The sequence below is a fragment of the Aestuariibaculum suncheonense genome, from assembly GCF_014596935.1.
GTDB lineage: Bacteria > Bacteroidota > Bacteroidia > Flavobacteriales > Flavobacteriaceae > Aestuariibaculum > Aestuariibaculum suncheonense.
Genome location: NZ_JACVXC010000005.1, coordinates 18621 through 31980, shown reverse-complemented (window position 1 = coordinate 31980; position 13360 = coordinate 18621). Strand labels below are relative to the sequence as shown.

10 protein-coding genes and 2 tRNA genes are annotated in these 13360 nt (G+C 34.3%); 4 read left to right on the top strand and 8 right to left on the bottom strand.

Going from position 1 to position 13360, the window contains the following annotated elements; translation table 11 throughout:
• Positions 1–2190 (bottom strand): S9 family peptidase, encoded by a 2190-nt coding sequence (locus ICJ84_RS12785; protein WP_188216807.1) that lies wholly within the window; start codon positions 2188–2190, stop codon positions 1–3.
• 247 nt (positions 2191–2437) lie between these two features.
• On the opposite strand from ICJ84_RS12785, the gene ICJ84_RS12780 reads away from it, so the two are divergent.
• Positions 2438–3763, top strand: coding sequence for a hydroxymethylglutaryl-CoA reductase, degradative (locus ICJ84_RS12780; protein ID WP_188216806.1), 1326 nt, complete (start codon positions 2438–2440; stop codon positions 3761–3763).
• A 3-nt stretch (positions 3764–3766) separates the two neighbouring features.
• Positions 3767–4672, top strand: coding sequence for a GYDIA family GHMP kinase (locus ICJ84_RS12775; protein ID WP_188216805.1), 906 nt, complete (start codon positions 3767–3769; stop codon positions 4670–4672).
• Between the two features lie 149 nt (positions 4673–4821).
• On the opposite strand, the gene ICJ84_RS12770 is transcribed toward ICJ84_RS12775, so the two are convergent.
• The 7 genes from ICJ84_RS12770 to ICJ84_RS12740 form a co-directional block, all read right to left on the bottom strand.
• Complete coding sequence (locus tag ICJ84_RS12770; RefSeq protein WP_188216804.1) at positions 4822–6951, bottom strand: peptidylprolyl isomerase; 2130 nt, start codon at positions 6949–6951, stop codon at positions 4822–4824.
• A gap of 140 nt (positions 6952–7091) precedes the next feature.
• Complete coding sequence (locus tag ICJ84_RS12765; RefSeq protein WP_188216803.1) at positions 7092–8381, bottom strand: hemolysin family protein; 1290 nt, start codon at positions 8379–8381, stop codon at positions 7092–7094.
• Positions 8382–8573 (bottom strand): hypothetical protein, encoded by a 192-nt coding sequence (locus tag ICJ84_RS12760; RefSeq protein WP_188216802.1) that lies wholly within the window; start codon positions 8571–8573, stop codon positions 8382–8384.
• Between the two features lie 130 nt (positions 8574–8703).
• Positions 8704–9258, bottom strand: coding sequence for an LPS export ABC transporter periplasmic protein LptC (gene lptC, locus ICJ84_RS12755; protein ID WP_188216801.1), 555 nt, complete (start codon positions 9256–9258; stop codon positions 8704–8706).
• A complete protein-coding gene (locus ICJ84_RS12750) occupies positions 9258–10637 on the bottom strand; it encodes a hypothetical protein (RefSeq protein ID WP_241748759.1) in 1380 nt (459 codons plus the stop codon). Before ICJ84_RS12750 ends, lptC begins: the two co-directional genes overlap by 1 nt.
• Positions 10638–10662: 25 nt before the next feature.
• The gene (locus tag ICJ84_RS12745; protein WP_188216799.1) at positions 10663–11967 is read right to left on the bottom strand and encodes a hypothetical protein; all 1305 of its coding nucleotides are present in this window, start codon (positions 11965–11967) and stop codon (positions 10663–10665) included.
• A complete protein-coding gene (locus ICJ84_RS12740; RefSeq protein WP_188216798.1) occupies positions 11964–12695 on the bottom strand; it encodes a type III pantothenate kinase in 732 nt (243 codons plus the stop codon). The genes ICJ84_RS12745 and ICJ84_RS12740 overlap by 4 nt, the downstream gene beginning before the upstream one ends.
• Positions 12696–12865: 170 nt before the next feature.
• Between ICJ84_RS12740 and ICJ84_RS12735 the strand changes: the two genes are divergently transcribed.
• Both ICJ84_RS12735 and ICJ84_RS12730 read left to right on the top strand, forming a co-directional pair.
• Positions 12866–12938 (top strand) — tRNA-Phe (locus tag ICJ84_RS12735).
• A gap of 347 nt (positions 12939–13285) precedes the next feature.
• Positions 13286–13358 (top strand) — tRNA-Phe (locus tag ICJ84_RS12730).
• The last annotated feature ends 2 nt before the right edge of the window (positions 13359–13360 follow it).

Here is a 13360-nt window from a genome sequence, read left to right as displayed (position 1 = left end):
TTATTTTAATTTATCTCCTAAATTTTCGTTCAGGAAGTTAGTCATTTTTTTGTAAAGATGTAACCTCGTGTTACCTCCATAAATGCCATGATTTTTATCCGGGTAAATCGCCCAGTCAAACTGCTTATCGGCCTGCACCAAACTCTCTACCAAACGCATTGTGTTTTGCACGTGTACATTATCATCGGCAGTACCATGAACTAGAAGAAAATCACCTTTTAATTTGCTAACATGATTAATAGGAGAGTTATCATCATAGCCACTTGCATTCTCTTGAGGTAATCCGTTGTAACGCTCAGTATATACTGAATCGTAAAAACGCCAGCTAGTTACCGGAGCAACTGCTATTGCCATTTTAAATACATCATTACCTTTAAACAAACAGTTACTACTCATGAAACCACCAAAACTCCATCCCCAGATTCCAATTCGGGTTTCATCTACATATGGTAATTCTGCTAATTGTTTTGCTGCGGAAATCTGATCTTCAACTTCATATTTCCCTAATTGCTCATAAGTCACTTTTTTAAAGGCAGCCCCCTTATATCCTGTTCCACGACCATCAACACAAACAATAATATATCCCTCTTGTGCTAAATGCTGATACCAGTAATCGTTAGATGCATTCCATGTATTAGCTACCTGCTGAGAACCCGGTCCTGAATACTGAAACATTAAAACCGGATATTCTTTGTTCGCATCGAATTTAGCCGGTTTAATCATCCACATGTTTAAGTCATTCCCATTAACATTAATAGTACTGAATTCCTTTTCTGAAATTGTATAGTTTGCTAATTGATTAACAAGTGCTTTATTGTCTTTTATATTTTTAATAACATCTCCAGTCGACGCTTTGTTTAAAGTATATACCGGTGGTGTTGTTGTGTTTGAAAATGTATTGATGAAATATGAGAAATCTGCACTAAAATCGGCATTATTTGTACCTACAGCTTGTGATAAACGTTTTTTGCTTCGCCCGTTTAATTTCACAGAATACACATCACGATTAATTGAACCATTTTCTACCGACTGATAAAAAATTCTATCGCTCTTTTCATCGTAACCATAATATGCTGTCACTTCCCAGTTTCCAGTTGTTACCTGATTGATTAACTCTCCTTTTTTTGAATAGTGATAAATATGGTTGTAGCCGTCCTTTTCACTTGTCCAAATAAAACTGTTGTCTTCTAAAAAAGTTAAGTTATCTGTAACGTCTACATAAGCTTTATCGGTTTCTGCTAACACTAGAGACGATGTGTTTTTAGAAGCATCAATCAACCATAAATCCAACGCGTTTTGCTTTCTATTTAAATAATGTGCACTTAATACATTAGCATCGTTTGTCCACTTGATTCTTGGAATGTAAAAATCGTTGTAATCTTTACCTACCTTAACAGCTTCAATAGCGTTTGAATTTAAATCATATAAATGAAGCGATACAGCTGAGTTAGTCTCACCTGCTTTAGGATATTTAAATACTTGTTGTGTTGGGTACAGACTTTCTCCGTAAACATCCATAGAAAATTCAGGTACATTGGTTTCATCAAAACGGATAAAGGCAATTTTAGTTCCATCAACATTCCATTCGAAAGCGCGAACAAAAGCAAATTCTTCTTCGTAAACCCAGTCGGTCACACCGTTTATAATTTTATTCTTTTCTCCATCTTTCGTTACCTGAGTTGTAGCACCAGAGGTTAAATCTTTTACGTAAATATTATTGTTAAAAACATAAGCAACTTTCGAACCATCTGGCGAGAATGTTGGTTCCTGAATACGTTCATCTGAAATTGAAACCACCGATTTATCGACTACATTGTAAACAAAATAATTTCCTAATACCGAATGACGATAAATAGATTCTTCATTGGTTGCTAAAAGCACTTTGGTTTCGTCTTTACTGAAGGTGTAATTGGTAAAGTAATTTAATTCCTGAATATCTCTGGAATCGACTAAAGTCTTAACTTTTTCAAGTGTTTTGTAATCGTAGATATCTACTGAAGTTGAACGGGTGGATCTATCGAAGTTAAAAACAGAATACTGCTGACCATTTGCCATAGAATGAAGGACATCCATACGCTCTGTTCTAAACGTACCATTCCATATTTCTTCAAGGGTAATTTGCTTATTTTGAGCAGTTAAACTAGCCACGAACAGTACGCAGACATAAAACGATAATTGTAAGTATTTCATTAAAAAAAATATTTATTTCGTAAAGAGAGCCCAATTTTACTAAAAATAATACAAAACACCCTTTTTATTAACACTTTAATAACGTCTTCAAATAAAATAAACATGTTTCAATATTGCATTTAAGAGTAGTATCTTTGCGAAACAAACCAGATGCTTTAAACGCACGAGGACGGATATGATTAATAATACAACTTTCGAGGGAAATCTCGAAAGTTTAAATCTCGGTTATCGAGTTAATAAACATTCTATGAGTAAATCTATCGCCGGTTTTTCAAAATTATCGAAATCAAAGAAAATTGATTGGATGGTTGAAACCTATTTTTCTAATGCCGAACAAGCTAAAACGGTGTTAAAACAGTACTGGAATACCAACGAAAAATTGCAAAACCTACACGACGAGTTTATTGAAAACACCATCACCAATTACTATTTACCGCTTGGAGTGGCTCCTAACTTTTTAATAAACGATAAATTATATACCATTCCTATGGCTATCGAAGAAAGTTCGGTAGTGGCTGCAGCCAGTAAAGCTGCTAAATTCTGGCTGGATCGTGGCGGATTTAAAACTCGGGTGATTTCGACCACTAAAATTGGTCAAGTGCACTTTATGTATCAAGGAAATACAGAAACTTTACAACAGTATTTTTCTCATATAAAACCTAAACTAATCCAGGATGCCAACCCGATTACCAAAAATATGCAAAAACGCGGGGGTGGCATTTTAGATATTGAGCTTCGTGATAAAACCAACGATATTGAAGGCTACTACCAATTACACGCCTCTTTTGAAACGTTGGACGCTATGGGTGCGAACTTTATCAATTCCTGTTTAGAGCAATTTGCAAAAACCTTTAAAACTGAAGCTTTAACTTTTGATGCCTTTTCTGAAACAGAAAAAGACATTCAAATTGTGATGAGTATTTTATCGAATTACGTTCCGGAATGTTTGGTTCGTGCCGAAGTGAGTTGTAAAGTTGAAGACTTAACCGAAAACGACAACATTTCAGCAAATGAGTTTGCTACTAAATTCGTTCAGGCGGTTAACATTGCTGAAATTGAACCTTATCGTGCTGTAACCCACAACAAAGGTATTATGAACGGTATCGACGCAGTTGTGTTGGCTACTGGGAACGATTTTAGAGCTATTGAAGCCTGTGCGCATGCCTACGCTTCACGAAACGGAAAATACAGTAGCTTATCGCATGCTAAAGTAGAAGATGGTATATTTACCTTTTGGATTGAAATGCCACTGGCTTTAGGAACTGTTGGCGGTTTAACAGGATTACATCCCTTGGTAAAATTATCATTAGAGTTATTACATCATCCAAGTGCTAAAGAATTGATGCAGATTGTTGCTGTTGCAGGATTGGCACAAAACTTTGCTGCTCTTCGTTCACTTACGACTACAGGTATTCAACAAGGACATATGAAAATGCACTTAATGAATATTTTAAATCAGTTTGAAGCTACTAATGATGAAAAACTGATTTTGACCGAGCAGTTTAAAAACCAAACAGTTTCGCATAGCGCGGTAGTGGAAGCTATTGAAACTTTACGTTCTAAAAGTAACTAAACCATGCAGGAATTCTATAGTAATGGTAAACTTTTAGTTTCGGGAGAATATGTTGTGCTTGACGGTGCGAAAGCATTAGCTTTACCAACAAAGTTCGGACAGTCTTTAACCATTACACCTATCGATGAACCTAAACTCATTTGGAGAAGTTACAATAGTGATAAATCGTTATGGTTTGAAGGACATTTTTATTTTGAAAACGACAACATCAAACCGCTACAGAATAATGACACGTCCAATAGAATTGTTCAAATTATAAATATCGCCAAAACCTTAAACCCTGATTTTTTAAGCACGAACCAAGGGTACAATATTTCAACAGAGTTAACTTTTCCTAAAAACTGGGGATTAGGAACATCATCCACATTAATTAATAACATTGCAGACTGGGCAAGGGTTGATGCTTACGACTTGTTAAAAAACACCTTTGGCGGTAGCGGCTACGATATTGCCTGTGCGCAAAACAACCAACCACTCCTTTTTCATAGAACTGAAGATTATATTGAAGTGAACACTTTAATTTTCAATCCTGACTTTAAAGAACATATTTATTTTGTGTATTTAAATGAAAAGCAAAACAGCCGTGAAGGCATTGCAATATATAACAATAACAAATCGAATATTCAACCTGTTATTTCTGAAATAAACACCATTACTTCTCTATTAATTAATTGTACTTCACTATCAGAATTTGAAGACTTATTAACGCAACATGAATCGATTATTTCAAAAGTTATTAAACAGCAACCTGTTAAAGACCGTTTGTTTCCTGACTTTAATGGCTCTGTAAAAAGTCTAGGTGCTTGGGGCGGCGATTTTATTTTAGTGACTAGTGAAAATGATCCAACAGTATATTTTAAAGACAAAGGCTATTATACCATACTCCCATACAGAGAAATGATTCTTTAAAATCTCGAATAACTGATTTTTTAAAATTAAGAATATCTCAACAAAACACTGCCAATATTAAACTACGGTCAATTCTATAAATCTCAAACAGGCACAAAAAAAAAGCGGGACAAGTAATTGTCCCGCTTTTTAACTTATCTATAAGCTTCTTATTGAATCTGAGTTTCTACTCGGTTATCTTCAATATCAGCAGCTTCTTTTAATGCGTTATATAACTTAGAAGTTACCACATTTACTTTTTGCTGTTCAACACGATTAGCAGCACCTTGATAATTATCTAAAGCTACAGCAGGTTCTATTTTAGTCACCTGAATCATGTAAACACCATTATTTCCATCAATTAATTCTGAAGTTTCACCTTCGTTTAATCCAAAAGCAGCTCCAACCACTAAAGGCTCTCTACCAGCACCAGAAATTGTTGGGTTCTTCATATTAATCGCAGATGCCGTTCTAACTGATGTATTCTGACTTGCGGCTAAATCATCTAAGTTAGTTGCAGATACTTTATCTCTAAGCATTTCTGCTTTTTTCTCTTTACGAACAATTGGTAAAACGCTAGCTGTTGCTTCTTCAACAGACATTAACCCTTTTTCATGTTTAGCTACTAACTGAGCAATTACATATCCGTTAGGAATAGAGAAACGTTTGATAGCTCCAACTTCGCTACCTTCTTCAAATGCCCAACGCACAATTGCTCTTTGGTTTCCAACACCTGGAATATTTTCGTCTAAAACTTTAATACCGTTAACTGGTCTAACTACAAAGTTTTTGTCTTTTGCTTCAGTTTCGAAATCTTTATCGGCTAAAACCGCTAACTCAAAACTTGATGCATCTCTGAACACTTTATCAACTGTAGCTTCAGAAGGCTCAATCTTTCTAGCAATAGTTCCTACTTGAACCGCTTTTTGCTTTTCTTTAAGCCCTTCAATCTCGATGATGTGGTAACCGAATACGGTTTTAACAACACCTAAATCACCTACATTACCTTCGAATTCGAAATCATTAAATTCTGGAACCATAGTGTTGTATGGGTGCCAGTCATAACGACCTCCGTTTTCTACACTTCCCTGATCTGAAGAAAACTCAGTTACTAAAGATTCAAATCTAGAACGATCTCCTTTAATTACTGTTAATAAACTATCGGCTGTTGCTTTAGCCTGTGCATCAGTTTGAGTAACATCAGGTTGTGCGCTTTGCGCTCCGATAAACGGAACTAAAATGTGTCTTACTTTTGCTGAATCTGGTACTTGCTTAACTGCTACTACTTTTGAAATTTTATAATATCCGTTATCTTTATAAGGACCGTAAACGTCACCTACATTTCGTTTAAAAATACTATCAGCAATTGTAGATGGTAAACTTGATTTGAATAGAAAACGATCGTCGAACTTAATATCTGAGTTTGAATTCACAAACCCTTCATTATCGGTTGTATTTAAAAAGCCTTTTCTAGTTTCATTAGCTTTCGTTACGCTGTTATACTCTTCGCTGTCTTTTAAAAGATCTGTTAATTCTGCTTTAATTTCGTTTTCATCTTCAACAGATGCTACTTCATTAAACTGAACAAATTTGATATCTCTAGAAGCTTCAACCTCGTATTTCTTTTTGTTTTTACTAATGTAGCTTGAAATATCAGATTTCGATACTTCAACCAAGCTATCAGCAATAGAACTGTATGGCAGTTGTACATATTTAATATCAACTTTGTTTCCTTCTAATTTATATTCCAACTCACCTTCAGCTAAAGTTCCTGTTAAACCAGCTTTAACCATGTTAAAGTAGTTTTGTTGTAAGGCATTAGATGCTACAGTTTTCTCATACTCGATCCACTGAGCGTATCCTTCCGGAGAGGTTTCTTTTAAGTTAGCGATGTACTCATTTAACTTGTTTTCATCAAATAAACCAGCTTCATTTAAAAATTCAGGGCTATTCGCCAATGCCGTTCTTAATAAATCACGCATTTGATCTTTTTCTACAGTAATCCCTAACTCTTCAAATTGAGTTTCCATCACTGCTTTTCTCACTTCTTGTTCCCAAACACGGTTCATAACCTGCGTAGTTGTTGCATTTGGTCCTAACTGACGTTGTGCTATTTCTACTTTTTGAAGAAAATCTTCACGGGTAATCTCTTTTCCATTAATTGTCGCTACTACATTTTCGCTACCTGTTAAAGCACTTCCGCTTTTAAATAAATCTGCTAATACAAAAGAAAATAACGCTAATGCTATGACCACTATTAAAAATAGTGAGCGTTGTCTAATCTTATTTAAAACTGCCATCTGTAATTAAAAATTTTTAAAAAATCCTTGTTGGGATTTAGCTTGTTAAGTTCTACATATGTAACTCTCGCACATACATCGTGGGCGAAAATACTATTTTCTATTTAATAATAAAAGGAGTTAGATGTTTTAATTAAGCATTAATCTTCATCTATTATTTTAAGCTGAATAAGGTCTATTTTGGTGTTCGATACTTCCAGAATAGAGAATTGAAAAGAATCGATTTTGACAACCTCGTCCTGTGAAGGAATTTCCTGAGTGTGATTCACAATAAGTCCGCCTAAAGTCTCGTAATTATCACCTTCCGGCAAGTTTAATTTATAGGTTTCATTAATATAATCGACTTCCAGACGCGCTGAAAACGTGTAAGTATCATCTTCATGCTTTTCTTCTATTAAATCTATCGTATCGTGTTCGTCTTCAATTTCACCAAATAATTCTTCAACAATATCTTCAACCGACATAATTCCTGATGTTCCACCGTATTCATCTAAAACCACCGCGATACTTTTGCGTTTTTTAATAAGTAAACTCAGCACATCCTTAATTAAAACCGTTTCAGGTACAAACTCTACCGGCAACACCATGGCTTTAATATCCTTTGGTTTTTTAAACAACTCGAACGAGTGTACATAGCCTACAATATCGTCTATGGTTTCTTTATAAACCAAAATTTTGGTAAAACCGGTTTCAGTAAATAAGGCGTTTAAATTTTTCAGCGAATCTTTTATTTCAATTGCGGTAATTTCGGTACGCGGCACCATCACCTCACGAGCTTTGACTTCTGAAAATTCCAGTGCATTTTGAAAAATCTGAATTTCAGAATCGACTTCTTCATGTGCCTCTACCGATTCCATTTGCTCACTGATGTAATTACCAAGCTCTAACTTTGTAAAAGCTAGCTGAATTTGATCGCCTTCGGTTTTAAAAACATATTTCAACACAAAATCGGAAATCCAGATCACAAATTCTGAAATGACACTGAATAAAAGGTAAAACACATAAGCCGGAACAGCTAAGGTTTTAATTAAAGTGTTCGCATAAATCTGAAAAAACACTTTAGGCAAAAATTCCGCCGTAATTAAAATCACCAGTGTTGAGATAATGGTTTGGGCTAACAAACTAAAATCGTCTAACATAATGTTGACAAAATTGTATGGTGATGGCAATAAAGACTGGAACCACTCCACCAACAAATCGCCCATAAAAAACCCGTAAATAACCAAAGCTATATTGTTACCAATAAGCATGGTCGCTATAAACTTAGAAGGTTTTGCGGTAAGTTTTTTTAATACATTGGAAAGTAAACCTTCCTGCTTTTTTTCTATTTCAATATGAATTTTATTTGAAGACACATAAGCAATCTCCATTCCTGAGAAAAAAGCAGACAATAATAATGATACAATTATGATTACAACATAAATGCTCATCTATTTCTTATCGTTTTTGTTATTGTATTTGTTTGCAAACTTTCTTCTAAAGAAAAAGATAAAAACAGCTAATCCTGCCAAAGCGAACGATACATAAGCACCGGTACCTTTACCTAGTTTAGTTAAACCATCGTAAAGAAATAACACGGCGAAAACCAGATAAGCGTATTGAAAAATTTTAGAGTATGTCATAAACGTATATTAATTCTCAAATGCGTCCTTTTTATAAAAAATACATTGGAGTAATTGTTAATTTTTATAATGTAAAGATAATTAAATTTGAAGTAAGCCGAATTTTAATTTCAGAAGATTAAAACTAAATCTAATCTTCAACGGTGATGATCCCCGTTACTTCTAATACTTCGGCATTTGTGAATTTTGAATTCGAATCAAAACCGTTACCATTAATAATATCCGTTTCTGAAGCAAAAACTACGGGTTTGTTGGTAAACAACCATTCTTTTTTTTGATCGTAATACAACTGATCGGTTTTTAGTTCACGGTTATCAACAGTAGTAATCACAACATTTCCTTGTAAATCGATTAAATCGGTTTTATTGTATACTATGGCATAATCAGCCACAACGGTACTTCGTTTGTTATTTTCGTCATACAGATACAAGGTAATACCATCCTGAAATTCATTAAACGGAAAATCACGATTGCTATAATCCAGCATTTTCGCGCTCAGCAAATTGGCGGTTACTCGACCAGAATCGGTATACTTTAAATTGATATGCTCGGCAACACCTATAGGTTCGTTTTCAGACATTCCCAATTGCTGCACCTCATTATAACTGTTGTTACATGAAAAAAACATAGTCACCGTAAATGCGGTGACTATGTAGAAAATATTATTTACTATTCTTGTATTCATTAAATACTTGGAACTGTTACAGAACCATTAATCCAACATCCAATATTGATTACTTTCCCTGCACTACCTGAACTAAAAATTTCAGATCTTTGCGGTGCTTTAGCATTGTAACTCGCTACCGATTGTGCAGCAGATTTCTTTAACGTAGCATCAACATTCCCAGCCTTAGCTGCTTCCTGAGCTGCTAACCAATATACCGCTCTTTTATTAAATGGCGTATCTCCACAACTGTTAGCACTTGCTGCATACATTGCTGCAATTGCTAAGTGAGGGCGACCATTTGAAGGGTTCAATCTAAGTGTTTGTCTGTAATAATCTCTTGCGGTACCAAAACTTCCTTTCTTTTGGAAAGATCTACCTAATTTATAAGTTATTTTAGATTTCTCAAAATTATCAGTTTCTAAACTGATTGCTTCTTTATAGAAAGTAAGTGCCTCGTCAGATTTTCCTTCCTTATCTTTTAATACTCCTAAATAGTAAGCAGAGTTTGCTGAAGGATTTAATTCATGCTGAGCATTTACCAATTTAACAAATAGCGGGCTATCTGTACATTCTTTCTCATACATTTTAGCTACAGCTCTACGCACCCAAGTAATGTTTGTTTTGTTAGCTTCAAAATCTTTTTCATATAAAGGAATTAAGTTTTCGCAGTTTGCACGGTCACCTAATTTTTTATCCATAGCACCAGATACCTGATCGTAAGCTCCTAAATAACTTTCGTAGTATTTTTTATACTGCTTGTCTTTACTTGATAACTCAGTTCCTGCCTCTTCTTTTTCGATAATTGGGTTTAACTTTTCAGAGTAGTTTTTAACCTCGCTTTCTATCTTTTCTGCAACATCATCATACTTATCAAATAACTCCGCATCAGTTTTCTTTTTAGCATCATATAAATCCACCATTAAAGAAAAATAAGTATATAAACTTTTTGGGTTTGTAAATGTTGCTTTATCTAATTTATAAGCTGCATCAAAACAAGCATATAAATCTTCTGCAGATTTATTTAATAACTTATAGTTGTCATATTGTAATTGACAAGCCTGTGCAGCAAATTCTCCTTTAGGCGTTTTACTTGGGAAATATTCAACACGTTGCTCCCAAAGCTTTAATAAATCGTTTATTACTGCTACTTTTTCGTCACCTTCAACTTTATATAATTTATCCTCTAAAATTTTCTCTCCATCAATATAGATAGCTATATTAAATTTCGGGCATTTTTCTCTTACAGCCTTCCAAGGTTCGTAAGCAGCGTCATAATTTTTTGCTTTTACATACTCATGGAATATAGAAAGCTTAGTCATACATTCCTCATCTTGTTGTGCAAATCCTGCGAAGCCAACAAATAATAAAGCAAATAAAAATGTAATTTTCGTTTTCATGTTTCTTAATTTTTCTCTTTTTCTGTTAGTCATATTTCCTTTTCTGAAACCATCTATCGTTCAAAGATAAACTTAATTGGAAATTAATAAAATTCTCTTGTATTAAATTGCTGTTAGTTGTACCTCTTTTTCCTAGTTCTAGACCTAAGTTTGCATTAGAGAAAAATGTACCAACTGGTAATCCTACTCCAAAAGATATGCCAAACTCGTTTATAGACTCATCTTCAAACTGTAAACCTGTATTTTCAAAATGCATTCCGGCTCTGTAAGTTACACGTTTAAAGTAATTATTGAAGGAGTTATACTGCGGAATAAAAAATCCTCCAATGGTATATTTCTTAGAATCTTCGTAAGCTGAAGTTCCTGTTCTGTATAATTCGTTTGAAAATTTACTGGAGCTTAAAAACTCTGTTTCAACACCTACAAACCACTTTAATGGTTGCCCGATACCTGCACCAAAAGATAATTTTGAAGGCATGATTAAATCGGTTTGTTGTAAGCCTTCAGCCTCTAAATCTTCATCTATAGTATCTACTACAAATTCTTGTCCGGTACTAGACAATGTAATTGTAGAGTACGAACGTTCGTTTTCTGATGCTAAATCGCTTTGTGGTGTATACGTTAATGCTGAAACAAATTCCAGTTTTTCAGTTAACATGGTTTTATAGTTCACACCTAAATTCACATTCAATCCGCTTAAATCTGATCGGTTATTTTCTCTGGACTGGTATTGTGTCGGGATACCATCATCGTCGTAATTAAAGGCAACAGTACTGTTCTGAATATTCCCAAAGTTGTATTGAAAATCAACCCCAATACTTAATCCATCCACAATTTGATAACCTAAGCCCATAAACACTTTATTTAACCCACCTTTTCCGGTAAATCGATGAGATAAATTTCCAGAATCATTTAAAGATTCTAATTTATAGCCTACAGAAGTATAAGGCATCAACCCGAAACCAACACCAAATTTCCCCATAGGGATATTCATCGCCAAGTAATCGAAAGTTGTAGACGATGCTTTATCGCTCCCAGAATCACTTTTTAAGTTTATGTTAGAATAAGTCCCCCCCACAGTATACTTCACCAGACTGCTCCCATCGTTAAGTCCTTTAAAATTATTCCCGGCATAAGATGCAGGGTTTCTTAAATTCACATGTATACTATCTGAATAAATACTAAGACCTCCCATGCTACGGTTTTCTACAGTACCTTTAAATTTTAAGCTACCAATACCGTAAAATGAATATGGCGAGGCTGTTCCCTCTTGCCCGTAACTTTTAATTGCAATAACTGCAATAAAAATTAATACAAGTTTTTTGATCATTCGTTTGAATTAAATTGTAATATTTGATTTAAACCTTCTAAAAGAAAATTCAGGTTGACAAATATGGTACTTTTTAATTGTTTAGACAAGAAATTACAATCACCGCCTGTTAAAATAACTGTTAAATCTGAATATTTTTCTTGATAATTAAGAATAATTCCTTCCATTTCCTTTAAAACACCGTAAACAACACCGGAATGTATTGAGGTTATTGTCGAGTCTCCAATAATACTTTCTGGCATCTCTGTATCTAATAACGGTAACTTGGCGGTTAAATTATTTAAAGCTTTATAACGCATTCTTAGACCTGGAGAAATGGCACCACCCAGATACTCCTCACTACTGGTTACAAAATCGTAGGTAATACAAGTGCCTGCATCTATAATTAAAGTATTGGTTTTTGGAAACTGATTTACGGCTGCACATACCAATCCTATGCGATCGACTCCCAAAGTTTTTGGGGTTTGGTATTTATTTATAAAGGGCAACCTGGTATTAGCGTCTACAACGAACAAACTGAATAGATTTTTAATCTCCTCTAATGTCTTATCGTCTAACTTCCCTACCGATGATACTATGGCTTGCTTAATGCTTTTATAAACAGCCTTTAAACCTTTAATCGCTTCAATAATATTACTCAACTCAACAGTCTGCTTTTCTATCAGCTTGTTTTCACTAAAAACGGCCAGTTTAACTAGCGTATTCCCAACATCTATGACTAAATTCATCCTTTTTATTAAAGCTGTAAATTTACAAAACAAGAATTAATAAAATTTTATTTTTAGTACTCAATTGATTATTAATGAAATAAAAACAACAGCGGAAAAAAATCACATTTTTATCACATTTCATTTGGTGAAAACCTAAAAAGAACATAAATTTGCATCCGCTTAACAGAGGTACCTTAGCTCAGTTGGTAGAGCAAAGGACTGAAAATCCTTGTGTCCCTGGTTCGATTCCTGGAGGTACCACTACAAAAATCCTGAAACTTTAGTTTCGGGATTTTTTGTTTTAAAGCTATTACTCTTACTTTTTAAAAACTAATCAGGTCAACATGAACTCCATCTCACAACAATCTATTAAAAGCTAATTTATGCTAACATTTCAATCTTCATTTAGTTATTTTACACATTACTCCACACGGGACATTAACTAACATTAAAACCTTTAAACCAAATTGAAGTTATTATTTTAAATACAGTTGATTTACCATAGCACCAACCATATCCTATCTTAGATTAAAATAAAGTCCATTATCTTTTCACTTTTCTTTTGGTAGAAATCTAAAAAGCATATATATTTGCAACCGCTTAACAGAGGTACCTTAGCTCAGTTGGTAGAGCAAAGGACTGAAAATCCTTGTGTCCCTGGTTCGATTCCTGGAGGTACCACT

Bases quoted from the DNA above. Each gene is read 5' to 3' on its own strand.
- ICJ84_RS12785 (WP_188216807.1), bottom strand. From the start codon at position 2,190: ATGAAATACTTACAATTATCGTTTTATGTCTGCGTACTGTTCGTGGCT.
- ICJ84_RS12780 (WP_188216806.1), top strand. From the start codon at position 2,438: ATGAGTAAATCTATCGCCGGTTTTTCAAAATTATCGAAATCAAAGAAA.
- ICJ84_RS12775 (WP_188216805.1), top strand. From the start codon at position 3,767: ATGCAGGAATTCTATAGTAATGGTAAACTTTTAGTTTCGGGAGAATAT.
- ICJ84_RS12770 (WP_188216804.1), bottom strand. From the start codon at position 6,951: ATGGCAGTTTTAAATAAGATTAGACAACGCTCACTATTTTTAATAGTG.
- ICJ84_RS12765 (WP_188216803.1), bottom strand. From the start codon at position 8,381: ATGAGCATTTATGTTGTAATCATAATTGTATCATTATTATTGTCTGCT.
- ICJ84_RS12760 (WP_188216802.1), bottom strand. From the start codon at position 8,573: ATGACATACTCTAAAATTTTTCAATACGCTTATCTGGTTTTCGCCGTG.
- lptC (WP_188216801.1), bottom strand. From the start codon at position 9,258: ATGAATACAAGAATAGTAAATAATATTTTCTACATAGTCACCGCATTT.
- ICJ84_RS12750 (WP_241748759.1), bottom strand. From the start codon at position 10,637: ATGAAAACGAAAATTACATTTTTATTTGCTTTATTATTTGTTGGCTTC.
- ICJ84_RS12745 (WP_188216799.1), bottom strand. From the start codon at position 11,967: ATGATCAAAAAACTTGTATTAATTTTTATTGCAGTTATTGCAATTAAA.
- ICJ84_RS12740 (WP_188216798.1), bottom strand. From the start codon at position 12,695: ATGAATTTAGTCATAGATGTTGGGAATACGCTAGTTAAACTGGCCGTT.